Annotated in this window: 25 protein-coding genes; 15 read left to right on the top strand and 10 right to left on the bottom strand. The window is 72.4% G+C overall.

All coding sequences use genetic code 11. The annotated features are described in order from the left end of the window. Positions 1–3 precede the first annotated feature (3 nt). Complete coding sequence (locus tag KIS93_RS46630; RefSeq protein ID WP_222107902.1) at positions 4–1,014, top strand: sulfatase-like hydrolase/transferase; 1,011 nt, start codon at positions 4–6, stop codon at positions 1,012–1,014. Next, complete coding sequence (locus tag KIS93_RS63900; RefSeq protein WP_222107901.1) at positions 1,011–1,373, top strand: alkaline phosphatase family protein; 363 nt, start codon at positions 1,011–1,013, stop codon at positions 1,371–1,373. The genes KIS93_RS46630 and KIS93_RS63900 overlap by 4 nt, the downstream gene beginning before the upstream one ends. On the opposite strand, the gene KIS93_RS46625 is transcribed toward KIS93_RS63900, so the two are convergent. After that, positions 1,370–1,888 carry a MarR family winged helix-turn-helix transcriptional regulator gene (locus KIS93_RS46625; RefSeq protein ID WP_155128322.1) on the bottom strand — a complete coding sequence of 173 codons (519 nt, stop codon included), beginning with the start codon at positions 1,886–1,888 and terminating at the stop codon, positions 1,370–1,372. The genes KIS93_RS63900 and KIS93_RS46625 overlap by 4 nt on opposite strands. 5 nt (positions 1,889–1,893) lie before the next feature. Between KIS93_RS46625 and KIS93_RS46620 the strand changes: the two genes are divergently transcribed. Beyond that, positions 1,894–3,090 (top strand): MFS transporter, encoded by a 1,197-nt coding sequence (locus KIS93_RS46620; protein WP_080041719.1) that lies wholly within the window; start codon positions 1,894–1,896, stop codon positions 3,088–3,090. 43 nt (positions 3,091–3,133) lie between these two features. Here KIS93_RS46620 and KIS93_RS46615 read toward each other — a convergent pair whose 3' ends face one another. Continuing rightward, complete coding sequence (locus KIS93_RS46615) at positions 3,134–4,678, bottom strand: M28 family metallopeptidase (RefSeq protein WP_080041718.1); 1,545 nt, start codon at positions 4,676–4,678, stop codon at positions 3,134–3,136. A 145-nt stretch (positions 4,679–4,823) separates the two neighbouring features. Between KIS93_RS46615 and KIS93_RS46610 the strand changes: the two genes are divergently transcribed. Continuing rightward, positions 4,824–5,669: an aldo/keto reductase gene (locus tag KIS93_RS46610; protein ID WP_080041717.1), complete on the top strand. Its 846-nt coding sequence runs from the start codon at positions 4,824–4,826 to the stop codon at positions 5,667–5,669. A gap of 53 nt (positions 5,670–5,722) precedes the next feature. On the opposite strand, the gene KIS93_RS66385 is transcribed toward KIS93_RS46610, so the two are convergent. The 3 genes from KIS93_RS66385 to KIS93_RS46595 all read right to left on the bottom strand — a co-directional run bounded on the left by KIS93_RS66385 (position 5,723) and on the right by KIS93_RS46595 (position 9,991). Then, complete coding sequence (locus tag KIS93_RS66385; RefSeq protein ID WP_080041716.1) at positions 5,723–7,681, bottom strand: glycosyl hydrolase family 18 protein; 1,959 nt, start codon at positions 7,679–7,681, stop codon at positions 5,723–5,725. Between the two features lie 124 nt (positions 7,682–7,805). Beyond that, a complete protein-coding gene (locus KIS93_RS46600; RefSeq protein WP_080041715.1) occupies positions 7,806–8,534 on the bottom strand; it encodes an aspartate/glutamate racemase family protein in 729 nt (242 codons plus the stop codon). Continuing rightward, complete coding sequence (locus KIS93_RS46595) at positions 8,531–9,991, bottom strand: NCS1 family nucleobase:cation symporter-1 (RefSeq protein ID WP_222107900.1); 1,461 nt, start codon at positions 9,989–9,991, stop codon at positions 8,531–8,533. Before KIS93_RS46595 ends, KIS93_RS46600 begins: the two co-directional genes overlap by 4 nt. A 106-nt stretch (positions 9,992–10,097) precedes the next feature. On the opposite strand from KIS93_RS46595, the gene KIS93_RS46590 reads away from it, so the two are divergent. From KIS93_RS46590 to KIS93_RS46570, 5 genes are all read left to right on the top strand, one after another. Continuing rightward, positions 10,098–10,712: a helix-turn-helix domain-containing protein gene (locus tag KIS93_RS46590; protein ID WP_080041713.1), complete on the top strand. Its 615-nt coding sequence runs from the start codon at positions 10,098–10,100 to the stop codon at positions 10,710–10,712. 62 nt (positions 10,713–10,774) lie between these two features. Continuing rightward, a complete protein-coding gene (locus KIS93_RS46585) occupies positions 10,775–11,113 on the top strand; it encodes a luciferase domain-containing protein (protein WP_155128320.1) in 339 nt (112 codons plus the stop codon). 83 nt (positions 11,114–11,196) lie between these two features. Then, positions 11,197–12,495 (top strand): Tm-1-like ATP-binding domain-containing protein, encoded by a 1,299-nt coding sequence (locus KIS93_RS46580; RefSeq protein WP_080041711.1) that lies wholly within the window; start codon positions 11,197–11,199, stop codon positions 12,493–12,495. A gap of 136 nt (positions 12,496–12,631) precedes the next feature. After that, a complete protein-coding gene (locus KIS93_RS46575; protein ID WP_080041710.1) occupies positions 12,632–13,447 on the top strand; it encodes a phosphoenolpyruvate hydrolase family protein in 816 nt (271 codons plus the stop codon). Between the two features lie 8 nt (positions 13,448–13,455). Further along, positions 13,456–13,872 carry a cupin domain-containing protein gene (locus tag KIS93_RS46570; RefSeq protein ID WP_080041709.1) on the top strand — a complete coding sequence of 139 codons (417 nt, stop codon included), beginning with the start codon at positions 13,456–13,458 and terminating at the stop codon, positions 13,870–13,872. Here KIS93_RS46570 and KIS93_RS46565 read toward each other — a convergent pair. From KIS93_RS46565 to KIS93_RS46550, 4 genes are read right to left on the bottom strand one after another with little or no spacing between them, the layout of a single operon-like run. Continuing rightward, positions 13,859–14,815 (bottom strand): catechol 2,3-dioxygenase, encoded by a 957-nt coding sequence (locus tag KIS93_RS46565; protein ID WP_080041708.1) that lies wholly within the window; start codon positions 14,813–14,815, stop codon positions 13,859–13,861. The genes KIS93_RS46570 and KIS93_RS46565 overlap by 14 nt on opposite strands. Then, on the bottom strand, positions 14,812–15,954 hold the full coding sequence (locus KIS93_RS46560; RefSeq protein ID WP_230465467.1) for a 4-oxalomesaconate tautomerase: 1,143 nt from the start codon (positions 15,952–15,954) through the stop codon (positions 14,812–14,814). Before KIS93_RS46560 ends, KIS93_RS46565 begins: the two co-directional genes overlap by 4 nt. Then, on the bottom strand, positions 15,944–16,636 hold the full coding sequence (locus KIS93_RS46555) for a 4-carboxy-4-hydroxy-2-oxoadipate aldolase/oxaloacetate decarboxylase (RefSeq protein ID WP_080041707.1): 693 nt from the start codon (positions 16,634–16,636) through the stop codon (positions 15,944–15,946). Before KIS93_RS46555 ends, KIS93_RS46560 begins: the two co-directional genes overlap by 11 nt. Beyond that, on the bottom strand, positions 16,633–17,364 hold the full coding sequence (locus KIS93_RS46550; protein ID WP_080041706.1) for a PIG-L deacetylase family protein: 732 nt from the start codon (positions 17,362–17,364) through the stop codon (positions 16,633–16,635). The genes KIS93_RS46555 and KIS93_RS46550 overlap by 4 nt, the downstream gene beginning before the upstream one ends. Before the next feature lie 119 nt (positions 17,365–17,483). Between KIS93_RS46550 and KIS93_RS46545 the strand changes: the two genes are divergently transcribed. Continuing rightward, positions 17,484–18,278 (top strand): NAD(P)-dependent oxidoreductase, encoded by a 795-nt coding sequence (locus KIS93_RS46545; protein WP_080041705.1) that lies wholly within the window; start codon positions 17,484–17,486, stop codon positions 18,276–18,278. 4 nt (positions 18,279–18,282) lie between these two features. Here the strand turns inward: KIS93_RS46545 and KIS93_RS46540 are convergent, their stop codons facing one another. Then, on the bottom strand, positions 18,283–18,924 hold the full coding sequence (locus tag KIS93_RS46540; protein ID WP_080041704.1) for a GntR family transcriptional regulator: 642 nt from the start codon (positions 18,922–18,924) through the stop codon (positions 18,283–18,285). A gap of 205 nt (positions 18,925–19,129) precedes the next feature. Here KIS93_RS46540 and KIS93_RS46535 point away from each other — a divergent pair, with 205 nt between their 5' ends. Genes KIS93_RS46535 through KIS93_RS46515 form a run of 5 tightly spaced genes read left to right on the top strand, consistent with a single transcriptional unit; the run spans position 19,130 to position 26,401 of the window. Next, positions 19,130–19,621: a hypothetical protein gene (locus KIS93_RS46535; RefSeq protein ID WP_080041703.1), complete on the top strand. Its 492-nt coding sequence runs from the start codon at positions 19,130–19,132 to the stop codon at positions 19,619–19,621. Further along, positions 19,621–21,129: a hypothetical protein gene (locus tag KIS93_RS46530; RefSeq protein WP_080041702.1), complete on the top strand. Its 1,509-nt coding sequence runs from the start codon at positions 19,621–19,623 to the stop codon at positions 21,127–21,129. The genes KIS93_RS46535 and KIS93_RS46530 overlap by 1 nt, the downstream gene beginning before the upstream one ends. Beyond that, complete coding sequence (locus KIS93_RS46525; protein WP_418113029.1) at positions 21,126–22,469, top strand: vWA domain-containing protein; 1,344 nt, start codon at positions 21,126–21,128, stop codon at positions 22,467–22,469. Before KIS93_RS46530 ends, KIS93_RS46525 begins: the two co-directional genes overlap by 4 nt. Before the next feature lie 12 nt (positions 22,470–22,481). Continuing rightward, positions 22,482–23,597: an ATP-binding protein gene (locus KIS93_RS46520; RefSeq protein WP_080041700.1), complete on the top strand. Its 1,116-nt coding sequence runs from the start codon at positions 22,482–22,484 to the stop codon at positions 23,595–23,597. Continuing rightward, positions 23,594–26,401 (top strand): DUF5682 family protein, encoded by a 2,808-nt coding sequence (locus KIS93_RS46515; protein ID WP_080041699.1) that lies wholly within the window; start codon positions 23,594–23,596, stop codon positions 26,399–26,401. The genes KIS93_RS46520 and KIS93_RS46515 overlap by 4 nt, the downstream gene beginning before the upstream one ends. Positions 26,402–26,430: the final 29 nt, after the last annotated feature.

Genomic DNA, 26,430 nt, shown 5'->3' with positions numbered 1-26,430 from the left:
GCTTTGCGCCCGAACGTGATCGTCGTCTTCACCGACCAGCAGCGGTGGGACACCGTCGGCCCCCTCACCCCCAACCTCGACCGCATGGCCAGGCACGGCACGCAGGCCACGGTCGCGCTCACCCCGCAGCCGGTGTGCGCGCCCGCCCGCGCCGCGCTCCAGACGGGCCGCTACCCGACCACGACCGGCGTCTACCGCAACGGCCGCGTGCTGCCCCCCGAGGAGCGCACCCTCGCCCACCACTTCGGCGCGGCCGGCTACGCCACCGGCTACATCGGCAAATGGCACCTGGCCGGCACCGAGCCGGTGCCCGAGGAACGGCGCGGCGGCTACCGCTCGTGGCTGGCCGCCAACGCCCTGGAGCACACCTCCGACGCGTACCGCACCATCGTCTACGACGAGGCGAACGAGCCCGTCCTGCTGCCCGGCTACCGCTCCGACGCGCTCGTGGACGCCGCCGTCCGCTTCGTGGCCGACCACGCCGGCGAGCCGTTCTACCTGTTCCTGTCGTTCCTGGAGCCGCACCACCAGAACGAGGTGGACGACTACCCCGCCCCCGACGGCTACGAGCAGCGCTACCAGGGCACCTGGATGCCGCCCGACCTGGCCGCCCTCGGCGGCACCGCCCACCAGCACATGGGCGGCTACCTCGGGCAGGTCAAGCGGCTCGACGAAGGGCTGGGGCGGCTCCTCGACGCCCTGCGCAGCATGGACCTCCTCGACGACACGATCGTGGCCTACACCTCCGACCACGGCAACCACTTCAAGACCCGCAACGGCGAGTACAAGCGCTCCTGCCACGACGCGTCCCTGCGCGTGCCGCTTGCGCTGCGCGGCCCCGGCTTCGACGGCGGCGGCGCCATCTCCCGCCCCGTCAGCACCCTCGACCTGCCGCCCACGCTCCTGGAGGCCGCCGGGCTGCCCGTGCCCGCCGAGATGCAGGGCCGCTCGTTCCTGCCGCTGGTGCGCGACCCGCGCGGCGCCCGTGGCCCGAGGAGGTGTTCTTCCAGGTGAGCGAGTCGGAGGTGGGGCGCGGGATCCGCACGTCCCGGTGGAAGTACTACGCCGTCGCCGAGGACGCCCACCCCTGGGACGACCCCGCCGCGCCCGCCTACCGCGAGCAGGCCCTGTACGACCTGGACCACGATCCGTACGAGCTGGTCAATCTGGCCGGGTACGGCTCGCACGCCGGGGTCGCCGCCGGGCTGCGCGACCGCCTCGTCCGGCGGATCCTCGAGGCCGAGGGCACGACGGCCGTCATCGAGCCGGCGCGGGCGCGGGCGGGGCGCGAGCAGGCGATGCCCGACCCGGAGGTCCGCCTCAACGGCCCCGAGCCGGTCCGCTACGGCCACCAGCCCCGCACCACCTCCTAGCCGGAGCAACTCGCCCGGCGCCAGCCGTCGTACACCGGGCACTCCGGGCAACTTCCCCGGTCGCACAGGCGGCACAGGCCGGCCAGCCGATGCTCGCTGCGCGCCTCCGGCCCGAGCAGCGCCGCCGCGATGGACACCAGGTGCTCGCGCTGCTCATCCGTCAGCCGCCCGACCAGCTCCTCCAGGGCGGACTGGCGGGCCGCGAGCGCCCGCGCCGCCACCCGCTCACCCTCGGCGGTGAGCCGCAGCGGGCGCGCGCGGCCCTGGCTGCCCCGCACGACCCAGCCCTGCTCGGTCAACCGGCGCACCAGGTGGGCGGTGCCCGGCTGGGAGATGCCCAGCACCGTGCCCAGCCAGTCGGCGGTGCGGCCCGGCTGGTCCTTGATCGCGATCAGCGCCTCCGCCAGCGCGCCGCCCGCCCCGACCGCGCCGGTCACCGCGTCGCGCACGACACCCGCCACGAGCAGGGCGGATGCGCCCAGCAGGTTTGCCACCTGCTTCTCCTGAACATTCATCACTAATGAATGTACGCGTTCTCGGGCTGATTGTCTCCTACAACGCGGCCCAGCTCCCCGTGGCGATGCGGCCCCTGCTCATCTCCCTCGTGGCCGCCCAGCAGGCGGGCGGCTACACCGCGGCCGGCCTCGCCGGCGGGGCGGCGGCCGCGGGCATGGCGGTGTCGGCCCCCTGGTGGTCGCGCGCCCTGTCCCGCTTCGGCGACCGGCCCGTCCTCCTCCTGTCCGGCGCCCTCTTCCTCACCACCCAGCTCGCCCTCGCCGCCGCCCACGGCCTCGTGCCGGTCGTCGCCACGGCGGCGCTGTGCGGCCTGTGCACGCCGCCCCTCTCCAGCAGCCTCCGCTCGATGCTCCCGCACCTCGTCACCCCCAAAGCCCTGGCCAGGACGGGTGCGGGCGGCGGCGACCACCGGCGGGCCGCCGCGTCCGAGGCGGGTTCGGGCCGGGCGTATGCCGTCAACGCCGTCGCCAACGAGACCGTCTACATCGCCTCGCCCCTCTGGGTGACCGGCTGGGCGGCGTTCGCCGGGGCGCCCGCCGCGCTCGTCGCCAGTGCGCTCGCGGGCGCCGCCGCCCTGGCCGCCGGGCTCGCGGTCACCCCCGCCGTCCCGCGCCCGCCCGTCCAGGCCGGGCCGTCCCTCGTCGCCCTGCCCGCCGTACGGACGCTCGGCAGTACCTACCTCGCGTATTGGATCTGCATGGGGGCGATGTGGGTGCTCCTGCCCGCCTTCGCCGCCCACGCCGGCGCCGCGCACCAGGCGGGGCTGCTGGTCGCGCTCTGGTCGATCGGCAGCCTCGCCGGCGGCCTGGCCCTGGCCGTACGCGGGCCGCGCGGCGCGCAGCGCGACCGCTACCTGTGGCTGCTCGGCACGCTCGCCGCGACCTCCCTGCCGCTGGCCCTGCCCGGCACGGTTCCGGCGATGGCCGTCGCGATCGCCCTGTTCGGCGTCGCCCTCGCCCCGTGGCTGGCCACCGGCGACCACCTCACCGCCATGGCCGCCGGGCCGCGCGCCGCCGAGCTGTACGGCTGGCTGACCACCGTCGGCCAGATCGGCAGCGCCGTCGGAGCCGCCCTCGCCGGCCCCCTCGGCGACCGGTACGGCGGCGGCCCGGCCTTCCTCCTCCCGGCCGCCGCCCTGCTCGCCGCCCTGGCCGTCGCCCTCGTCCGCAGACGCACGCTGCCCCAGGACGAGCACCCCTGAGCGGCCCGCGCCCGTGCTCGTCGGGCGCGGGTCGCGGCGGCGGTCAGCTCGCCGAGTCCGCGGGGTGGTGCGGGTGCGCCTCAGCGGCGGCGCGGGCCGCCGGGGCCGGTGCGGCCGTGCCGATGGTGCCGGTGGCGAACGCGTACGTGCCCGCCAGCATCGCGATCGCGTCCGCGTTCACGTCCAGCGCCCGGTCGTTGATGTTGCGGATCGTGTCGCAGGCGCTGTGGTAGCAGGGGTCGAGCGGGATGCCGGCCGTTCCGCCGAAGATCGCCGCCTCCTCCTCGGTCTTGCGCACCTCGGCCCCGGTGAACAGCCCGCCGGACGGGATGCCGACCGCGATGAACGCGCCGTAGTCGGAGCGTCCCGTGAAGGCGGTGGCCGTGTACGGCAGCCCGCGGCCGGCGAAGAACTTCTCGAAGTCCTCCTCGATGACGTCCGACCCGGGAGGCCCGGCGGTGCCGAAGGCGTCGCCGTCGCCGTCGTAGATGCCGAACGTGTAGTTGGGCGAGGCGATCATGTCGAAGTTGAGGTAGAGCGCGATCCTGGCCCGTTCCTCGGCGGACAGGCTGTCGACGTAGTGCTGCGAGCCGAGCAGCCCGAATTCCTCGGCCCCCCAGAACGCGAAGCGCATCTTGTTCTTCGGCTTGGTCCTGGCCATCTGGAGCGCCACTTCGAGGATGCCCGCGCTGCCCGACCCGTTGTCGTTGATGCCGGGACCCTCCTGGACGCTGTCGAGGTGGGCGCCGAGCATGACGACGTTGTCCGGGTCGCCCTTCCTGCTCTCGGCGATGACGTTGTACGTGGTCCTGGTCTCGACGATGGGGTCCCAGTTCATCTGGACGGTGGTGCCGGCGGTGGCGGCGAGCTCGTTGCCGACCGCGAAGCTGGTGAAGAAGGAGGGGATGGTGACGCCGGGCCCGCCGAGGGTGGGGTTGAGGTCGATCTCGGTGCGGCCGTCCTGCCCCTCGTTGAAGACGATGGCGGCGGAGGCGCCGGCGGCGATGGCGTTGTCGACCTTGATGCGGAAGCTGCAGGTGCCGCGCTGCATCAGCGCGATGTTGCCGGCGGTGAAGCCGGCGAAGTCGCTCGCCTCGCAGCCGGAGGACGAGGAGTTGGCCGCCGGCCCCGGCGGCAGCACGAGGTCCACGGCCTGGAGGGTGCCGCTGACGGCTCCGGCGGGGGAGTCCTGCATGGCGACGTAGTCGCTGAAGAACCCGTACGTGTACGTCTTCTGCTCCCCGCTGGTCCGCTTGAGCACGGGCGGGGTGACGTAGCCGTCGAAGGTGAACTCGAACGGCTGGATGGTGACGTCGTACCCGGCGCGGCGCAGCTTGCCGGCCACGTAGTCGCGGGAGGCGTCGAAGCCGGGGGTGCCGGAGACGCGGGTGCCGCCGTGGGCCTTGGCGATGGCCTGCAACGCCCACAAATGCTTCTTGACGTTCTTGCCTGAGACGGCTTTGACGAGCTTGTGTGCGGGATCCTTGCCGCCGTGGGCGTCGGCCGGCCCGGCGAGGGCGATCGGCGACAGGACCAGGGCCGCCGTGGTGACGGCGCCGACGACTCCTTGACGTAAGCGGGACCTCATGCTGCTCCTCGGAACGTGGAGGGTGAACCAGGTCAAAAAGCGCAGATGCCCCGAAACGTATTCATGGGTCGCGTGGTAGGGAAGAGAGAGCACGTATCCGTTGCATCACGGACCTGGAACGTCGCAAGTCGAGGTGAGGAACCACATGTCCATTTCGCTCCCGTCCACCGGCACGCTGGCCATCGGCGGCAAGACCGTGCACCGCCTCGGCTACGGCGCCATGAGCCTGACGGGGCCGGGCGTCTGGGGGCCGCCCGCCGACCGCGACGCGGCCGTCCGGGTGCTGCGGCGGGTGGTCGAGCTGGGGGTCACCTTCATCGACACGGCCGACTCGTACGGCCCGTACGTCAACGAGGAGCTCATCCGCGAGGCCCTGCACCCGTACCCGGAGGGCCTGCTGATCGCCACCAAGGCCGGCTTCGTCCGTACGGGGCCGAGCCAGTGGCACCCCGTGGGGCGGCCCGAGTACCTGCGGCAGGAGGTCGAGATGAGCCTGCGCAGGCTCGGCGTCGAGCGGCTCGACCTGCTGCAGCTCCACCGCGTCGACCCGCAGGTGCCGCTGGAGGACCAGGTCGGCGAGCTGGGCGCGCTCCGCGACGAAGGCAAGATCGCCGAGATCGGCCTGTCGGAGGTGAGCGTGGAGCAGCTGGAGCAGGCGCGGCGCGTCACGCACATCGTCTCGGTCCAGAACCGCTACAACCTGAGCAACCGCTTCTCCGACCCGGTCCTCGACCACTGCACGGAGCAGGGCATCGTCTTCATCCCCTACAGCCCGGTCGCCAAGGGCGCGCTGACGGGCCCGGACAGCCCGGTGGAGCACGTGGCCAAGGCCGTCGGGGCGACGCCGTCGCAGGTCAGCCTGGCCTGGCTGCTGGCCCGCAGCCCGATGACGCTGCCCATCCCCGGCACGTCGTCGATCGAGCACCTGGAGGAGAACCTGGGAGCCTCCACCGTGAAGCTGACCGCCGAGCAGCTGCGCGAGCTGGGCTGAGACGAAGGGGCCGGCCCCCAGGCGCGGAGGGCCGGCCCCGGTCTTTCACGAGGTCAGCCCAGGCCGTTCTTCATGGCCGTGAGCAGCTCGGCGTTCGTGGTGTCGCCGCTGAGCTCCCAGAAGAACGCGCCGCCGAGGCCCTGGTTCTTCGAGTAGCTCATCTTGCCGCCGATCGTGGCCGGCGTGTCGTAGCTCCACCACTGGTTGCCGCAGAACGCGTACGCGGTGCCCGCGACCGTGCCCGTGGCCGGGCAACGCGTCTTGAGGACCTTGTAGTCCTCGATGCCCTGCTCGTACGTGCCCGGCGCCGGCCCCGTGGCGGTGCCGCCGGGTGCGGCCTGGGTGACGCCGGTCCAGCCGCGGCCGTAGAAGCCGATGCCGAGCAGCAGCTTGCTCGCCGGCACGCCCTTGCTCTTCAGCTTCTGGATGGCGCTGTCGGAGTGGAAGCCGGCGATCGGGATGCCGGAGTAGGAGGTGAGCGGCGAGTGCGGGGCGGTCGGGCCCTGCGCCGCCCACGCGCCGAAGAAGTCGTAGGTCATGACGTTGTACCAGTCGACGTACTGGGCGGCGCCGCCGTAGTCGGCCGCGTCGATCTTGCCGCCGTCGGTGCCGTCGGCGGTGATCGCGGCGGTGACGAGGTTGCCGGAGCCGAAGCGGGAGCGCAGCGCGGACATGACGTTCCTGAACGCGGCCGGGCCGCTGGTGTCGCAGGTCAGGCCGCAGGCGTTCGGGTACTCCCAGTCGATGTCGATGCCGTCGAACACGTCCGCCCAGCGCGGGTCCTCGACCAGCTTGTAGCAGGAGTCGGCGAACGCGGCCGGGTTCTGGGCGGCCTGGCCGAAGCCGCCGGACCAGGTCCAGCCGCCGAAGGAGAAGAGCACCTTCAGGTGCGGGTACTTCTTCTTGAGCTTGCGCAGCTGGTTGAAGCTGCCGCGCAGCGCGCCGGCGTCCCACGTGTCGGCGACGCCGTCCACGCTCTCGCCCGCCTGGTAGAAGCGGTCGTAGTCGGCGTAGCTGTCGCCGATCGTGCACTGGCCGTTCTGGACGTTGCCGAACGCGTAGTTGATGTGGGTCAGCTTGGCCGCGGAGCCGCTGGTGTCGATGTTCTTGACGTGGTAGCCGCGCTGGTAGACGCCCCACTGCACGAAGTAGCCGAGCACCTTGTTGCCGCCGCCGCCGTTGCCGCCGGTGGTCGTGGCGGTGACCGTGTTGCTGTTGGCGGACCGGTTGCCGGCGGCGTCGCGGGCGCGGACGGTGTAGCTGTACGCGGTGTTCGCGGACAGGCCCGTGTCGGTGTGCGAGGTGCCGGTGACGGTCGTCACCAGGGTGCCGCCGCGGTAGATCTCGTAGCCGGTGACGCCGACGTTGTCGCTGGCGGCGTCCCACGCGAGGGAGACGCTGGTGTTCGAGACGCCGGTCGAGCGCAGGTTGCCGGGCACGCTCGGCGGCGTGGTGTCGGTGCCGCCCCCGCCCGTCGTCGTGGCGGTGACCGCGGCGCTGTTGGCGGAGCGGTTGCCGGCGGCGTCGCGGGCGCGGACGGTGTAGCTGTACGCGGTGTTCGCGCTCAGGCCCGTGTCGGTGTGGGTGGTGCCGGTGACGGTGGTGACGAGGGTGCCGCCGCGGTAGATCTCGTAGCCGGTGACGCCGACGTTGTCGGTGGCGGCGTCCCAGGCGAGGCTGACGCTGGTGTTGGTGACGCCGGTCGAGCGGAGGTTGCCGGGCACGCTCGGCGCGGTGGTGTCGGTGCCGCCGCCGGTCGCGAGCTTCCACAGGGCCGGTACGTTCGGCGGCTCCCAGCCGGGCTGGGAGGTGTGGGCCTGCACGCATTCGTACTCGACGCCGTTGTACGTGACGCGCGCGCCCGCCGCGTACGCCGTCCAGGCCGCCCATTCGGCGGCGGCGAGCCGCACGGTGGAGGCGGCGGCCGTGGGCGGGGCGATGACGGCCGCGGTGAGCGGCAGCGATAACGCCGCCAGCCCGGCGAGGACCTTGCTCAGGATGGTGTGTCTCATGATGCTCCGACATCCGTTGGGGGGTGTATGGGGGGTGGGATGCCTAGGAAACTATTAGGAAAGTTTCCTTTTAGTTATGGGCCGACGGTATCCCCAACCTGCGGAACGAGTCAATACGTGACGGTCAGATCGTGAAATCGCGCAGTAAACCGGAGTAACGCTTGGGCAGCGGCCGGGCGTACTCGCCGCGGGTGCTCGTCCGCAGGCCGAGGGCCGCCAGCGACTCCGCGAAGCGGGTCGCCGCGCCCACCCCCTCGATCACCGGCACCCCCGTGACCCGTGACACCTCCGCGCAGAAATCGGCCATGCCCGCGCAGCCCAGCACGATCACGTCGCTCCCGTCCCGCTCCAGCGCCGCCGCGCACAGCTCGATCACCGCCTTCCTGGCCGGCGGCTCCTCCAGGGCCAGGACCGGGACGTCGCAGGCGTGCACGCCCGCGCACGCGGCGGCGAAGCCGTAGCGGTGGGCCAGCTCCCAGGCCCGGCCGGTCGTCCTGGCCAGCGTGGTCACCACGCTGAAGCGCCGGCCGACCAGCGTGGCGGCGTGCATGGCGGCCTCCGCGACACCGATCACGGGGCCGGTTGCCAGCTCGCGGGCGGCGTCCAGGCCGGGGTCGCCGAAGCAGGCGATGACGTACGCGTCCACCCCCTCCCGCTCGCCGGCCGCGATCTCGGCCAGCACCCCCGGCACGGCCAGCGCCTCGTCGTAGTGACTCTCGATCGACTCGGGCCCCATGGCCGGGCTCACGGCCGTGACGAGGGTCCCCGGGGACGCCACCGCCCTGGCGCGACGGCCGATGGCGGCGGTCATGGCCAGGGCGGTGTTCGGATTGATCACGCGGACGTGGGTCATGCGGGGACGATCCGCGGAGTACGGCGCTCCAGCGCGACCATCGCCACGAACCCGAGCCCGCAGCCCAGGAACCAGCTGTAGTCCGCGATCCACGCCAGGCCGGCGGCCGTGACCAGCTTCGGCACCAGGACCGAGGCGATGGCGGGCACGCCGCTGAGCACCATGGCCCACACGGCGTTGCGGTTGTATCCCCGGTCGAACCAGTAGCGCCCGCCCGGGTCCAGCGTGAACAGCTCGTCCACCGCCACCCGCTGCCGCGCGCAGACGTAGTAACCGGCGATCAGGATGCCGAACAGCGGCCCGATCAGCGCCCCGAGCAGGCCCAGCGTGTAGTGGATGGCGTCGGGGTTGCCGTACCAGTTCCAGGGCGTCAGCAGCACCGACCCGACCGCGGCGATCATCCCGCCGGTGCGCCAGCTGATGCGCTGCGGGCTGACGTTGGAGAAGTCGAAGGCCGGTGAGATGAAGTTGGCCACGATGTTGATGCCGACCGTGGCGATCACGAAGGTCAGCCCGCCCAGCAGGATCGCGAACGGCGTGTCGATGCGCTGCACCGTGTGGATCGGATCGGTGATCAGCTCGCCGAAGACCGGCACGGTGGCCGAGGCCGTGATCACCGTCAGCAGCGAGAAGAACAGGAAGTTGACCGGCAGGCCGAGGAGGTTGCCGCGCTTGACGGCCCGGAACGAGCGCCCGTACCGGGAGAAGTCCCCGAAGTTCAGCATCGGCCCGGAGAAGTACGACACGACCAGCGCGATCGCGCTGAGCATCACCGGGATCGACTCGGCGAACCCGAGGCTGCGCCCCTGCGACAGGTCCAGGCTGACGTTCTCCCAGCCCGCCTGGCTGACCAGGTAGCCGGCCAGCACGACCATGACCACGTACACGGCGGGCCCGGCCCAGTCCACGAACCGGCGGATCGCGTCCATGCCGCGCCAGAACACCGCCGCCTGCGCCACCCACAGGATGGCGTAGCAGAGGTAGCCGAGCACGGACAGGCCGAGGAAGCTCGGCTCGTTCAGCGCCGCCGTGGCGGGCCAGAACTTGAGGAAGATGATGATCAGCGACTGCGAGGCCAGGTACGTCTGCACGCCGTACCAGGCGATCGCGATCGCGCCGCGCACGATGGCCGGGATGTTCGCGCCGAGCACCCCGAAGACGGCGCGGTTGATCACCGGGTACGGCACCCCGGTCACCTGGCTCGGCCTGGCCACCAGGTTGCAGAAGACGTTGACGATGACGATGCCGGCCAGCAGCGCGAACAGCACCTGCCAGCTCGCCAGGCCGAGCGCGAACAGGCTGCCCGCGGTCACGTAGCCGCCGACGCTGTGCACGTCGGACATCCAGAAGGCGAAGATGTTGTACGACGACCAGGTCTGCTCGCGCAGCGGGGCCAGATCCTCGTTGGTGAGCCGGGGGTCGTAGGAAGGGGCGGGGGCGACGGTGGGCTGTGTCATCTGCGGCATCCTTGGGGGGTAGGTCGCCGGACGGTGTTAAGTCATCACTTAACACCTGGGTTCGAGGGCGCGCATTGCGTCCGTGTTAACACCCCGTGAAGGAGCCATGGAGGACCTGGAGGCGGTCAGCGGCGAGCGGCTCGGCCGCCGGCTGCGGGAGCTGCGCGCCCGCTCCGGCAAGTCGCTGCGGGCGGTGGCCCGCGAGCTGGGCATCTCGGCCAGCGCCGTGTCGCAGATCGAGCGGGGCACGATGCGGCCCTCGGTGAGCCGGCTGATCGCCTACACCTCGGCCATCGGGGTGCCGCTGGCCGCCGTGTTCGACCCGCGGGAGGAGCGCGGGCCCGCGCCGGGCCCGGCCGGGGAGCGGGAGCCGGCTCCCGAGCTCGCCGTGCGGCGGGCCGGGCAGGTGGCGCCGATCCGGCTCGGCGGCGGGGTGACGTTCCGGCGGTTGTCGCCCGGCCCCACGCCCGACGTCGAGTTCTTCGAGTCCACCTATCCGCCGCACGCCGTCTCCACCGCTCACGGCCGGTTCCTGCGGCACGAGGGGTACGAGGTCGGCACGGTGACGGCGGGGGAGCTGACGATCGAGTTCGAGTCGGAGGCCGTCACCCTGGCCGAGGGCGACTCGGTCACGTTCCCGTGCAGCCGCCCGCACATCATCGGCAACCGCTCCGGCAGCGTGACGGCGGTGGCCATCTGGCTGATCGTGCACGCCCGATAACGGTTGCGGAACGGACCATGACGCCGCGTACGCGCATCCCTCAGCATGGAGGTGTGGCAGGGATGACCGCCTGGCGGCGGGAGGCTGAACGTCGGGGGCCGTACGTGGCCCGAGCGGTGGCGGAGCTGCGGTCGTGGCCCGCGCTCGCGGCGCGCGACGGCCGGCGCGGCACGACGTTCGCCGTGAGCGGCACCGAGATCGTCCGGCTCAGCGGCGCCGACGAGATCCAGGTGCGCCTGACCGCCCCGGCCATCGACCGGCTGCGGCCCTACCTGAGCACGTGCGAGCAGGTGCAGGCGTGCGAGGACCGGGCCTGGGTGGCGGTGTACGTCGACGCCGAGCCGGACCTGGCGCTGCTGCTCGCCCTGACCAGTGTGGCCATCAAGGCTCACGTGCCCTGAGAGGCGTGACGGCCCGCACCGCGGGGGAGGCTGCACTGTGGCAAAGGCTGCACTGTGGCGGCGAACCCGGAGGAGGAGCGGTCATGGCCGTGTTACTGATCGGGACCCTCGACACCAAGGGCGCGGAGTACGCCTACGTGCGTGACCTCGTCACGGCGGCCGGGCAGGAGGTGGTGCTGCTCGACGCGGGCGTCATGGGCGATCCCGCGCAGCCGGGCGCGGGGGTCACGGGCGATCCCGGCGCGGGCGTGACGGGCGATCCCGGCGCGGGCGATCCCGCGCTGGTCGCCGACGTGCCGGCGCAGGTCGTCGCCGAGGCGGGCGGGGCGAGCCTGGCGCGGCTCAGGAGCGACGGCGACCGCGGCGCCGCCCTGCGCGTCATGGCCGACGGTGCCGCGCGGCTCGCCAGAGACCTGTGGGAGCGCGGCCGGCTGAGCGGCGTGCTGGCGCTCGGCGGCAGCGGCGGCTCCTCGATCGCGGCGGCCGCCATGGCCGCGCTGCCCGTCGGGGTGCCCAAACTGCTGGTCTCCACGATGGCGAGCGGCGACGTCTCCCCGTATGTCGGGCAGAGCGACGTGACGCTCATGTACAGCGTCGTCGACGTCGCGGGCGTCAACGCGATCTCCCGCCCCATCCTCGGCAACGCGGCGGCGGCGATCGCCGCGATGGCCGCCGCCTGCGACGCGCGCCGCCGCGAGGCGCCGCGCGACGACCGGCCCCTGGTCGCCGCCACGATGTTCGGGGTGACCACGCCCGCCGTGACCGCCGCCCGGGCCCGGCTGGAGGAGCTGGGCTACGAGGTGGTCGTCTTCCACGCCACCGGCTCCGGCGGGCGCGCCATGGAGGCACTGATCAGGGACGGCTACTTCGCCGGCGTGCTCGACCTGACCACCACCGAGCTGGCCGACGAGCTGGTGGGCGGCGTCCTGTCGGCGGGGCCCGACCGCCTGTCCGCCGCCGGGGCCGCCGGCGTGCCGCAGGTCGTCAGCCTGGGCGCGGTCGACATGGTGAACTTCGGGCCGATGGACACCGTCCCCGAGCGGTTCGCGCGGCGGCGGCTGCTGGTGCACAACCCGACCGTGACGCTGATGCGCACCACGGCGGAGGAGTGCGCCGCGATCGGCCGGCAGATCGGCGCCAAGCTGGCCGCCGCCACAGGTCCGGTGGCGCTGTTCGTGCCGCGCGGCGGCGTCTCCGCCGTGGACGTCGAGGGCGGCCCGTTCCACGACCCCGCGGCCGCCGCCGCCTGCTTCGATGCCGTGACGGAAGCGGTGGCGGGCACCGGCGTCCAGGTGGTGGACAGCGACGACGACATCAACCAGCCCCGGTTCGCGGTCGCCGCCGCCGACCGGCTGCACGAGCTGATCCAGAAATCGGGCTGATCCAGACACTGGGCTGATCCAGACACTGGGCTGATCCAGACACTGGGCTGATCCAGACACTGGGCTGATCCAGAAATCGGGCTGATGCAGGAATCGAGCCGATCCGAAAGATCGAGCTGATCCGGAAAGGAGCGGTATGAACCGCGACGAGGCGCTCAGCAGGCTCAGGGCCGAGCAGAAGAGCGGCCGGCTCGTCATCGGGGCCGGCGCGGGCACCGGGCTGTCCGCCAAGGCCGCCGAGCTGGGCGGCGCCGACCTGATCATCATCTACAACTCCGGCCGGTTCAGGATGGCCGGGCGCGGCTCGCTGGCCGGGCTGCTGCCGTACGGTGACGCCAACGCGATCGTGGTCGAGATGGCCGGCGAGGTGCTGCCGGTCGTCAAGGACACCCCCGTGCTGGCCGGCGTCTGCGGCACCGACCCGTTCCGGCTCATGCCGCAGTTCCTCGACCAGCTCAAGGCCATGGGCTTCGCCGGCGTCCAGAACTTCCCCACGGTCGGCCTCATCGACGGCGTCTTCCGGGCGAACCTGGAGGAGACCGGCATGGGCTTCGACCTGGAGATCGAGATGATCCGGCTGGCCGCCGAGCGCGGCCTGCTCACCGCCCCGTACGTGTTCACCCCCGAGCAGGCCACGGCCATGGCGCGGGCGGGCGCCGACATCATCGTGCCGCACATGGGCCTGACCACGAAGGGCACCATCGGCGCCAAGACCGCGCTCACCCTCGACGAGTCGGCCGTGCGCGTCCAGGAGATGCGCGACGCCGCCGTCGCCGTGAACCCCGACATCATCGTCCTGTGCCACGGCGGCCCCATCGCCGAGCCCGACGACGTCGCCTACATCCAGGCGCGCACCAGCGGCGTCGCGGGCTTCTTCGGCGCCTCCTCCATGGAGCGCCTGCCCGCCGAGCGCGCCATCGCCGACCAGCTACGGGCCTTCAAGGGCCTTTAGGAGAACGCATGCACCGCAGACCGGACGACGTGCCGACCATGGTCTTCGACTGGGGTTCGATCAAGTGGCACGTGACGCCCGGCAGCGTGCCGGGCGCCTCGTCCACGTTCGGCGAGGTCGTGATCAACCCGGGCAAGGGACACGACCGCCACCAGCACCCCCTCTCCGACGAGGTGCTCTACATCATCGAAGGGGAGGGCAGGCAGACGGTCGGCGACGGGCCCGAGTTCGCGGTCACGGCCGGCGACGCCGTCTACATCCCGATGGGGACGATGCACTCGACGTTCAACACGGGGTGGCGGCCCCTGCGGATCATCGCCACGTACACGCCGGGCGGCGCCGAGGAGGCGCTGCGCGACCTGCCGGACTTCGTCGAGCTGGCACCGGGCGAGCAACCCACCTGGGAGGCCGTCAAGCCGGGCTGACCGGCGGCGTCCCGTGCGTGTGGAAGGAGTCGATCGTCTTCAGCCCCCACGCCTGGCCCTTGGCGCGCTCGGCCTCCGTCCACGTGATGGTCCGCCAGTCAGGGGCCAGGATGAGCCTGGTCAGCGGGTTGCACAGCTCGACCCGGTTGCCGCCGGGCTCGTAGACGTACAGGAAGAACGTCTGCTGGATGGCGTGCTTGTGCGGGCCCGTCTCGATGAAGACGCCGTTCTCCAGGCAGATGTCGGCCGCGCGCAGGATGTCCTCGCGCGCGTTCGTGGCGAAGGCGAGGTGGTGCAGGCGGCCGGACGAGCCGGACCAGTCGTCGGTGTAGACGAGGTCGTACGACTTGCTGGCGAAGTGCAGCCACTGGGCCGAGACGCGGCCGGAGTCGAGCATGATCTGCTCGGTGACGCGCGCGCCGAGCACGTCCCGGACGAACGCGCCGTTCGCCGCGGCCTCGGCGGCCAGGAAGTTGACGTGGTCGAGGCGGCGCACGCCGACGCCGTGCCCGGGGAACGCCTGGGGCTGGTTCTTCAGCGCCGGGCGCAGCTCCTCGGGCGCCTCGTACCACTCCGACTCCCAGTACAGCCGGAACTCGTGGCCGTCGGGGTCGCGGAAGGCGTAGGTGGGGCCGCGGCCGGGCTCGCCGTCGCGCCAGCCGATGCCGAGGCCCGCGTCCTTGATCGCCAGCACCCGGCGGTCGAGCGCCTCCTGGCTGCTCGCCCGCAGGCCCGTCGCCCGGATGCCAGAGGTGTGGTGCGCGGTCAGCGTCAGGCTGTGGTGCTCGTAGTCGTCGTAGGTGCGCAGGTGGACGGAGTCGCCGTCCTGGCTCGCGGCCGTCATGCCGAGGATCTCGGTGAAGAACCACAGGCTGCGCTCGGGCTGGGGAGTGAGCAGTTCGACGTGGCCGAGGTGGGCGACGTCGTGCAGCAGCGCGTTCACGGATTTCCTTCCCTCGGGTAGACCGTTCCGTCGAAGAGCTTGCGCGCGGTGCGGACGTTGGCCGCGCGCACCGCGGTGGGCGGGTCGGTGGACAGGTCGAGCTCCACCTCCACCTCCAGGTGCCCGGTCGGGTGCTCGACATCGAACCGCCCGCCCACAGTCGGGTGCTCGACGTCGAACCGCCCGCCCACAGTCGGGTGCTCGACGTCGAACCGGCCGCCCCCGGGCAGGCGGGCGTGCCGGCCCGGCACGCCGCCCGGCAGCAGGGCGGCCGTGACGACGCTGATCGCGCCCAGCACCCCGATCGCCGCGTGCGGCCGGACCGGGATGAACGTGCGCGTGCACAACACGCCGCCGTCCCTCGGCGGGGCGACCAGCGTGGTCTTCGGCACCGACGCGGCGCTCACGTCGCCGAGCCCCATCAGCTTGCCCGCCTGGAGCCGCAGCGACTGGACCCGGTCGAGCAGGGCGGCGTCCCGCGCCAGCTCCTCGTGCGGCTCGTAACCGGTGATCCCCAGGTCCTCCGCCGCCGCGACGACGACCGGCATGCCGTTGTCGACGCAGGTCACCTCCACGCCGTCGATCACGTCCAGTACCCGGCCGGTCGGCAGCAGCCCGCCGGTCGCCGAGCCGGCCGTGTCCTCGAACCCCAGCACCACGGCCGCGGCCGTGCCCGGCACGCCCGAGATCGCGGTGCCGCCCCGATAGTCCACCCGGCCGCCCGGCGTCGGGAAGCTCGCGGTGGCGAAGCCGCCCGTGTTCACCAGGCGGATCCGCACGTCCGTACGGTCGCCGCCCGGCTCCACCAGCCCCCGCTCCACGGCGAACGGGCCCACGCCCGCCAGGATGTTGCCGCAGTTCTGGCGGGCGGAGACGACCGGCTCGTCCACCGCCACCTGGAGGAAGAGGTAGTCCACGTCCGCGGACGGGTCCGCACTGGCCGAGACGACGGCGACCTTGCTGGTCAGCGGGTGCGCGCCGCCGATGCCGTCGATCTGGCGCGGGTCGGGGCTGCCCAGGACGCGCAGCAGCAGGTCGTCGCGCTCCCCGGGGTCCGCCGGCAGGTCCCCCGCCAGGAAGTACGCGCCCTTGGAGGTGCCGCCGCGCATCAGCATGCAGCGCACGCCCTCATCGGTCACCGTCGTACTCCTCGTAGGTGATGCCCAGCGCCGGCAGGCGCTCGCGCAGGCCGTACCGGTCGAGACCCAGCTCGCCCTTGAGGAAGGCGGCGCGGGTGGTGGCCTCCTTGTCCGCGCGGGCGGCGGAGGCGGCGATGGCCCGGTCGAGGTCCGTGCGCGGGCAGACGAGCACGCCGTCGTCGTCGGCGAGGATCGTGTCGCCGGGCCTGATGAGCTGCCCGCCGATCGTGACCGGCACGTTCACCGCGCCCGGGGTGGCCTTCACCGTGCCCTGCGCGCTGACGGCCGCGCTCCAGGCCGGGAAGCCCATCGCGCGCAGCTCCGCCACGTCGCGCACGCCCGCGTTGATCACCACCCCGCGCACCCCGCGATACCTCAGCGCGGTCGCGAACAGCTCACCGAACATGCCGTCCGTGGACGGCGACGTCGTGGTGACGACCAGGATGTCGCCTATCTGGCACTGCTCGACCGCGACGTGGATCATCAGGTTGTCGCCCGGCCAGCACAGCACGGTGACCGCGTTCCCGCCCGTCCGGGCGCCCGGCCAGGCGGGGCGCAGCCCGGGGCCGAGGTAGCCGGTGCGGCCCAGCGCCTCGTGCACGGTCGCGACGCCGTACGAGGCCAGCGTGTCGATTCGGCCGAGGTCGGCGCGCGGGATGCCGGTGACGACCACGTTCCTCACGACAGCACGTCCGTGACCTGCGGATACAGCCGCATGTACGCCTCGCCTATCGTGTCGTGCGCCAGCCCCAGGTTCGGGCCCGCGTTGCGCTTGAGCTGCACGCCGCGGCGCCTGGCCAGGTCGGTGTAGTAGTCCCACATGTGCTGCTGGGCCGGCAGGCACTCCATCGCCTTGCGCTTCGCGCCGAACACCGGCGTAATGTCGAGCAGCACGTCCGGCTTGAAGTCGCACTGCTCCGGCTGGTGCGGCTCGAAGAAGAACACGGGCGGCGCGCCCAGCGGCTCGCCCGGCGCGTCGTACCCGATGGCCTGCGCCAGCACCCGCGCCTGCAACGCCATCCGGGCCGCCGCCGGATGATCGCCGTTGTACGGGTCGGCCATCGGGTGCGTCAGCACCACGTCCGGCACCACCTCTCGGTAGACGCCGACCAGCCGGTCCACCAGCTCCCGGCTCTCCACCAAGGGGTAGTCGCCCGCGTCGAGGAACTCGATCTCGGCGCCCAGCGCCGCGGCGGCGTGCTCCGCCTCCTCGCGCCGGATCGCCTTGATCTCCTGCAGCGTCCTGCCCGCGCGCCACGCCTTCGCGGACTCGCCGCGCTCGCCGTAGCTGAGGCACACCACCTTCGCGCGCTCGCCGCGGCTCGTGGCCAGGGCTATCGCGCCGCCCGCGCGCCAGACGAAGTCGCCGGCGTGCGCACTGATCACCAACAGGGTACGAGGAGAGGTCACTTCGCTGACGCTAGGAGCGTGGCGACTATATTGTCAACACTTTCCCTGATTGCGGCGGGTTTGTGGCGAGCTGCGCCTTGCTGTCGCACAATATTGTCAACGATGAGGAGAATGGTGGCATGGATGCACCCCGGGTGGCACTGCTCGGCTACGGCGAGGTCGGTCGCGTTCTCGCCGCCGGGCTGGCGGGGAAGGTGCCGCTGCGCGTGTACGACCCCGCGTACCCGCCGGGCGATGCGGAGGGGTTCGCGCTGGTCGCCCGCAACGCCGACGCCGTGCGCGAAGCCGACGTCGTCATCGCCGTGACCACCGGGGCCGACAGCCGTACCGCCGGCGCCGAGTCCCGCCCCCACCTGCGGCCGGGCGTCCTCTACGCCGACCTGTCCACCGGCGCGCCCGGCGACAAGCGGCAGCTCGCCGAGCTGCTGGAGCCGGTCGGCGCGGCGGTCGTGGACGGCGCGATCATGGCCCCCGTACCGCTGCGGGGCCTGGCCACCCCGATCCTGGCGAGCGGGCCTGAGGCGGAGCGGTTCGCCGCGTTCGCGGGCGGCCTCGGCATGTCCGTGACGCCGATCGGGGGCGCGCCCGGCGACGCCGCCGCCCGCAAGCTGCTGCGCAGCGTGCTGGTCAAGGGGCTGAGCGCGCTCGTCATCGAGGCGCAGCGGGCCGCCGGGGAGGCCGGGCTGGGGGAGTGGTTCTGGGGGCATCTGGTGGAGACCGTCACGTCGGCCGACGAGGAGTTCGTGGTGCGGCTGCTGAAGGGGGCGGCGCAGCACGGCGTACGGCGGGTGCACGAGATGGAGGCCGCCACCCGCATGCTGGAGTCGCTGGGCGTGCCGCACACGATGACCCGCGCCACGACCGTGGCCCTCGACGAGGTCACCCGCACCGGCGTCCCGCCCATCCCCTCGTGAGGCGTCAGTCGGGAGTGGCCTCCAAAGCCTTGGCGACGCTGCGCAGGTGCTGCCGCATGGCCGTCTGCGCCGCCTCCGGGTCGCGCGCCACGATGGCCGCCACGATCAGCTCGTGCTGCGGCAACGACACCGCCGCCCGCCCCGGCTGCCGGGCCAGCCGGAACTTGTGCCGCACCACCTGCGCCCCCAGCCGTTCGATGATCGCCGCGGACGTCCGGTGCTCCGCGATCCGGCGCACCTCGGCGTGCAGTTCGGCGTTCAGCTCCGAGTAGCGGTCGAGGTCGTTGCGCTCCACCGCCGCCCGCATGTCGGCGACGATCTCCCGCAGCCGCGCGGCCTGCTCGGACGTGACCCGCTCGGCCGCCTTGGCGGCCGACAGCCCCTCCAGCACCATCCGCACCTCCGTGATCTCGACGGCCTCCGCCTTCGAGATCGCCCGGACGCGGGCGCCCTTGTTGCGCAGGATCTCGACCAGCCCCTCGCCGGCGAGCTCCTTGAACGTCTCGCGCACGGCGGCGCGCGGGGCGCCGAACTGCTCGCACACGTCCGCCTCGACCAGCCGCTGGTTGGGCACGAAGTCCCCGCCGAGTATGGCCGCCCTGACCTGGTCGGTCAGCGTCTCCGCGTGCGGGGGCCCTGAGCTCACGCCGTCCTCCTCCGTGTCCTGATGGACAATATTATGGACAATCTTCTCCTGATCGTGCGCGCCTGCCCTCGCCGGGAGCTTTGATCATTTACCCGAAGTCTGTCGGTGGCCTCCGGTAAGTTCCCGGGCAATTGATCAGCCGGCCGCGCGGGTGCGGGCACTTCCGCCTGCCCTCCCGAGCCGGCGGGCGGGAGGTTCTGAGGTCGTGGACGCGGACAAAACCGCGTGGGAGCAGCGCAGCGTGGCCCGGGTGGTGTCACCCGTCGAGCCGCGCAAGCTGGCGAAGGTGCCCTTCGTCGAGCTGGCCGACGGCCGGCTGCAAGGAGTCGTGTCGAGCGGATCCGACATCGAACGGGTCTACGTCTCGTCGATCACGGCGGGCACCCACGCACTGAGCTGCAGCACCAACAACAACCGGCCGTGCGGCGCGCTGCACGGCTACGCGTGCAAGCACATCCGCATGCTGGCCGACGAGGCCGTCGTGCAGTACGGGCTCGACCGGGTGGCCCGCTACCTGCGGGTCGAGGTGCCCGAGGGCGGCCACCTGATGCACGTGATCACGGGGCACGTCGAGCGCACCCCGGCGGCCGTCGTGTTCAGCCGGTTCCTGCGCCACCTCGCCTACCTGGAGGTGCCCGACAGCACGGAGCCGCTGGCCGAGCTGCACTGGTTCCCGGCGACAGGGGCGGTGAGGTGATGCTCGACGTACAGCTGAGCGAGCTGCTGGGCGACGCCCCCGCGGGGGTCGGTGAGGCGCTCGACCTGGTGGCGGGGTTCGACGGCGCGCTCACCCACGGGCTGGCCCGGATCGGCGAGGAGCCGGCCGCGGCGCTGGCCGCCCTGGCGGGCGCGCTGGCGGGCAGCCCCATCGGCGAGCGGGTGGCCGAGGCCGTGGAGAAGGTGACGGCCGGGTCCGTCGCCGACGAGCACCTGGCGGCGCTGGCGGGCGCGCGCGCCGCGCTGTTCGGCGCGGTGCACGACGCGCTGCTCACCCGCCTCGACACGGCGCTGGGCCGCACCCGCGCCCCGTGGCCGCCCGCCTCGAACCCGGCAGGCGACTCCGCGGACGGTCCGGCGACTGCGGATGGTTCGGCGGGCGGCTCTTCCAATGAGGCGGCGGGCGGCGGCGCGGGGGTGCCCGACAACCTGCTGGCCGGATGCCGGGTCTGGCTGCGTGAGCTGGCCATCGTCGGCTGGCGCGGCGTCGACCACGACCTGGTCTCCGCGGCCGACCAGACGATCGAGGCGCTGCTGGCCGTGCCCGAGCTGCGCGGGCTGGCGGTGCTGCTCGACGGGCTGGCCGCGGAGCTGCGGGCGTCGAGCCCGGTCGCCACGATGGACCGGCTGCCCGCCCGCAGGTGGGCCGACCTGTGGACGCGCGCCATGCTGCTGTCCCAGCACGGCCCCTGGCACGCCGGCGGGCCCGGCGCCGAGCGGGCCGCGGGGGCCGGGGGCCCTGGGGGCGCCGAGCTGGTGTCGGGACGGTTGCTGATCCTCGGGGCCGACGTGCACGAGCACGCCACGGTCGTCCGCGTCCAGATCCACGCGGTCCTCGAGCCGGCCGGCGGCGGGCCCGCGAGGCTGGTCCGCGCGAGCATGGCCGCCGCCAAGGTGGACACCATCGTCGGGCCGACCGTGTGGAAGCTCCTGCGCGACCAGCCCGTGCTGCTGTCCGCGCTGGCCCAGCACCGCAGCGTGGAGATCACCGACATGCGGCTGCTGCCCGGCGGCGACCTCGTGTGGGAGAACCACCGGGCGCGCGCGGCGGAGGAGAGCGACCCGTTCGCCACGGCGCGAGTCCAGCTGGCCGCCGCGACGCCGCCGCCGGTGACGCCGCTCGACCGGCATCCCGTACGCATCGCCGAGCCCGTCCTCGTCGAGGGCTACAAGTGCGACGGCCAGAGCGTCGACCTGGGCGGCAACAAGCTCCCGCTCGACCTCGACCGGCTGCCGTCCTGCGGCCCGCTCACCCCGGCGCTGCTCAAGGCGTCCACGGCGTGCATCGGGCTGGTGCGCTGGGACGGCGGGCAGTGGTCGCTGCAGCCGCTCGCCGTGCAGGCGTCGGTCAAGAAGCAGCCGGTCGCCGCGCACAACGGCGACTGGGCGCTCGGCCCCACCGACCCCAAGGTGGCCAAGGCCGAGGCGAAGAACGGCGACGTGGTCGCGGTGCTGCGCGAGCGAGCGGGACGGCTGCTGCGGAAATGACAGAGATGACGGAAACGACGGACATGCCCCCCGAGGCGGGCGGGCAGAGTGCCGACGAGACGCGGCGGCAGGTGCTCTACTGGCGGCTGATGTCGCGGCTGTTCAGCCCCGACGAGCAGCCCGCGCTGGAGACCGCGAGCCTCGGCATCGTCGGCGACCTCGGCCTGCCGCTCGCGCTGCTCGACCCCGGCGTGTCGGTCGACAACCTGGTGCAGCGCTTCCCCGACCTGGCCGCCGAGTTCGAGGGCCTGATGGCCGACAAGGAGCACGAGGCGGGCGACGAGGTGCGCCGCGCGGCGCTGGTCTCCAAGCTGCTGCTGAACGTGTTCGCGACCGGCTCCGGCAACGTCACCGCGGGCCAGCTCGAAAGCTGGAAGCAGGACGCGGCCTGGTTCGAGCGCGGCATGGGCTGCGAGGCGGGCGGGCTGCGCCACAGCCCCGGCAACGAGGAACTGGCCAAGGTCCTCGCCGGCCTGGAGGGCGACCTGGTCAAGCGCATGCACCTGCGTGAGGTGCTCGCCGACCCGGCGCTGGCCGCGCAGCTCACGCCGAGCATGTCGCTCATCGAGCAGCTGCTGCGCGACAAGTCGAACCTGTCGGGCGTGGCGCTGGCCAACGCCAAGGCGCTGATCCGCAAGTACGTGGACGAGGTCGCCGAGGTGCTGCGTACCCAGGTGGAGAAGACCAGCGCGGGCGTGATCGACCGGTCGGTGCCGCCCAAGCGGGTCTTCCGCAACCTCGACGTGCAGCGCACGATCTGGAAGAACCTCACGAACTGGAGCGCCGAGGACGAGCGCCTCTACGTCGACCGGCTCTTCTACAAGCAGACCGCGCACCGCACCACGCCGGCCAGGCTGATCGTGGTCGTCGACCAGTCGGGCTCCATGACGGACTCGATGGTCAACTGCACGATCCTGGCCTCGATCTTCGCGGGGCTGCCGAAGGTGGACGTGCACCTCATCGCGTACGACACCAGGGCCATCGACCTGACGCCGTGGGTGCACGACCCGTTCGAGGTGCTGATGCGCACGAACCTGGGCGGCGGCAACAACGGGCCGGTCGCGATGGCCATGGCCCGCCCCAAGATCAGCGATCCGCGTAACACCGTGATGGTCTGGATCTCCGACTTCTACGAGTTCGGCGCCTCACAGCCGCTCTACGAGGGCATCGAGGCCGTGTACCGGTCGGGCGTGAAGTTCATCCCCGTCGGCTCGGTCAACAGCTCCGGCGTGCAGAGCGTCGATCCGTGGTTCCGCAAGAAATTCAAGGACCTGGGCACCCCGGTGATCTCGGGCCACATCCACAAGCTCGTCTTCGAGCTCAAGAACTTCCTCACTTAGGAGACACGCCAAATGAGTGACGACATGCTGCGCGCCCCCGCAGAGGTGAAGTACGCGGAGGAGCTCGACTACCTGGAGTCGATCGACAACGGCCCCAAGCCGTTCACGTGGCGGCTCAGCCCGCGCATGATCCGGATGTTCATCCTCGGCTCCGAGCGCTCCGACGGCATCGACCGGGAGATTCCGCAGAAGTGGTTCGGCGACCGCAGCTTCGTCGAGCGCGCCATCGTGACGCTGGCCTCAGACCGGGGCCTGCTGCTGATCGGCGACCCGGGCACCGGCAAGAGCTGGCTGGCCGAGCTGCTGGCGGCGGCGATCTGCCGCAACTCGACCCTGGTGGTGCAGGGCACGGCCGGCACCACGGAAGACCACATCAAGTACTCGTGGAACGTCTCCATGGTCATCGCCAAGGGCCAGTCGCGCGAGTCGATGATCCCCTCGCCGATCATGACGGCGATGGAGCGCGGCGTGATCGGCCGCTTCGAGGAGCTGACCCGCTCCACCAGCGACGTCCAGGACGCGCTCATCTCGATCCTGTCGGAGAAGTACGTCTCCATCCCCGAGCTCGACGACGACAACATCGTCTTCGCCCAGCCCGGCTTCTCCATCATCGCCACCGCCAACAGCCGCGACCGGGGCGTCAACGACCTGTCCTCGGCGCTGAAGCGGCGCTTCAACTTCGTCCGCATCCCGGTCGTGACGAACAAGAAGAGCGAGGCGGAGATCGTCCGCTTCCGCACCGAGGAGCTGCTGCGCCGGCACCAGATCGAGCTGGACCTGCCGCCCACGCTGCTCGACATCCTGCTGCAGAGCTTCGCCGACCTGCGCTCGGCGGCGGCCTCGGCCACCAGCGACGACGAGAAGCTGGAGTCGGCGCTGTCCACGGCCGAGCAGATCGGCGTGCTGGAGGACGCCATCCTGCACAGCCACTTCTTCGGCGACCGGGTGCTGCGCGCCCAGACGCTGGCCTCGTCGCTGGTCGGCTCCCTGGCCCGGCGCAGCCCCGAAGACCTGGCGATCCTCAACAAGTACTGGCACGGCGTCGTCGAGCCGCGCAGCAAGAAGGCCGGCGGCGAGTGGCCGGAGTTCCTCGAGGGCGGCCGCGAGGCCATCTCGACGCTCTCATGACCGGCCGTACGAGCACCGGGGACGGCGCCCCGGCGAGCGCTCACGACAGCCCCTTCGGCGCGCTGCGCGAGCAGCTCCTCGACGCCGCCGAGCAGTTCGCCGGCAGCCCCGTCGCCGTGTCCGGCATCCTGTCGGGCCTGGTCGACGACGTGGACCGGGCGCTGCGCGAGGAGCTGGAGATCTTCCCGGTCTGCCACCACTCGCCGGCCTCCGCGCTGGCGATGGTGCGCAGGCTGCGCGAGAAGCAGCCGAAGGTCATCTACCTGGAGCTGTGCGAGGACCTGCAGCCGCTGCTGACCGAGCTGCGCAACTGCCGGCTGCCGGTGGCGCTGCAGGCGTTCGCGACCGACCTCGACGGCTTCCCCAAGGAGTCGGCGCCGCTCAGCGTGGTGGCGCCCATCACGGAGGCGTCGGCCGAGTACCAGGCCATCTCGTACGCGCTGGAGACCCCGGGCGTGGAGCTGGTGCTGGTGGACCGCTCGGTCGACCACGTCTTCCAGTGGGACGGCAAGGAGGAGCCCCCGCCCGCCCAGGCGAAGGAGGAGGGGGCGGGCCTGCACGGCGACGCGGTCGGCGTCGAGATCGGCGACCTGCGCCCGCGCTTCGCCGAGCTGGAGGAGCACCTGCTGCACCACGGCAAGGTGCGCCACTGGTCGGAGTGGTGGGACCAGTACGTCGAGCAGCCCCTGTCCGGCGCCGACTACGACACCTACCGCCAGGTCATGGTGCTGATCGGCAGCCTGTTCCGCCGGCTGCGCCCCGACGACGACGCCCGCACGACGGTGGACGAGGACCGCGAGCGCTACATGTGGACCAGGATGCGCGAGCACCTGGCCGCCTCCGGCGCCGACCCGGCCGACTGCCTCTACGTGTGCGGCGCCTTCCACGCCGCCAGCCACGTCGAGCAGTTCGGCCTGCGCTCCACGGCCGCCTTCGAGATCAGCCCGCGCACGGGCACGAAATGGCTGTACGGCCTCATCCCGTCCAGCCACTCGGCCATCGAGGCGCAGTTCGGGCTCGCCTCGGGCTCGGTGTCGATCGCGGCGGCCACCTGGGCCAAGGCACTCACCCGCAGCAGGCTGACCCCGTTCCAGCTCGAAGGGCAGAAGGGCGCGCGCAAACGTGCGGCCAAGCTGCCCCCGCCCGTCCCCCAGGGCGAGGTGGCCGACAAGCTGACCGGCTTCCTGTCCAGGCCGCCCGCGCTCGACCCGCTCGACGACGCCGAGCTGGTCAACTGGTCGGTGGACATCGTCCGGCTGGCCCGCCGCAACGGCTACCTGGCCAGCACCGCCGACGCGATCGCCGTCTACGAGACCTCGATCCTGCTCGCGGGCATGCGCAACCGCGCCAGGCCCACCCCGTACGACTTCCAGGACGCCGCCGTCACCTGCATCGAGAAGGACGCCGTGCCGGGCCGGCGCGACGTCCGGCGGCTGTGCGAGATCCTGCTCGGCGGCGACCGGCTCGGCGAGGTCGGCTACGACGCGCTGCCGCCGCTGGCCAGGAACGTCTACGACCGGCTCGCGCCGCTCGGCCTCGACCTGGAGAAACGCACCATCCAGCGGGCGCTGCTCGACCTGAACGCCCAGCCCGAGCTGGTGCCCTGCTCCGACCTCCTGTGGATGCTGCGCTACCTGCTGCCGTCCGACGCGGTGCGGCCCATCATGGGCGAGCGCCGGCTCGGCGAGCGCTCCATCCAGGAGAGCTGGGACCTGGCGTTCGGCAAGCACCAGCGCTCGATCATCGAGCTCGGCTACGAGGGCGTCACCATCGAGCAGGTGCTGGAGCAGCGGCTGCGGCGCTCGGTGCACGACCCCAAGGCCACGGCGGCGGTCGCGCTGGCGGCCGTCGAGGACTCCATCCTGTTCCTCGGCAGCCGGCGCTTCGCCGACGAGCTCGGCGCGCGGGCGGTGGAGCTGCTCGCCGCCGAACGCACCGTGGACGACGCGCCCGAGGTGCTGCGCCGCATCCGGCGGCTGCTCGCCTACTACCGGGCGAACGAGCCGGAGCTGCCCGCCTGGTGCGAGTCGTTCGTGACGGCCGGCTACGCGCACTACTGCACGCTGCTGCCGACCGCGTTCGTGGACGACGAGACGGGCGTGCGGCAGGTGGCGGCCATGCTGGGCTTCCTGTTCACCATGGAGAGCCTGGCGTTGGCGCTCGGCTGCGACCGGGCCCAGCTCGAGCTCGCGGTGCGGCAGTCGCACCCCGAGGCGCCCGACAAGGTGGCACTGCTGTGGGCGGCCCACCACCAGCTCGGGCTGCTGCCGATCGCCTCGCTGCGGGAGCGGGTGGACGAGCTGCTGGCCAACCCGCTGGTGATCCCGTCGTTCCCGCGCTACATCATGGGGTTCGTGCAGGCCATGGAGCCGGCTCCCGGCCTGTCCGGGTTCGTGGTGGAGGTGATCTCCAAGGCGTTCGGCCGGCTGCCCGACAACGTGCTGCTGCCGTGGCTGCCCAAGCTGATCACCACCCTGCGGGACGGGGCGGCGGAGCTGGTGCCGGTGCTCATCCGGGAGGCGGGACGCACGTTCCCCGGCTCGCTGACGGCCGTGGACGCCTGGGTGCCGCCGTGGACCCCGCGCCCCAAACCCGCCGCCACCACCTCCGCACCGGTGGCCGCCGGGCCGGTCGCCTCGCTGCTCGGCGCCCATCCGGACGCGTGCGACGCGGTGGCGGGGCTGCTGGGCTGCGAGGGCGAGTGGCGGGCGGCCGGGGCGGCCGGGAGCGAGCACCAGGAGGTGAGCGCCCTGCTGGCCGATCACCCGGAGCCGGTGCTGGCGGTCGCGGGCCTGCTGGCCTGACCGCCCTCGGGCCGCGCGCGGGCCCCGGC

Source organism: [Actinomadura] parvosata subsp. kistnae (assembly GCF_900323885.1).
Classification (GTDB): Bacteria; Actinomycetota; Actinomycetes; order Streptosporangiales; family Streptosporangiaceae; genus Nonomuraea; species Nonomuraea composti.
This window is presented reverse-complemented; position numbering and strand designations above follow the sequence as displayed.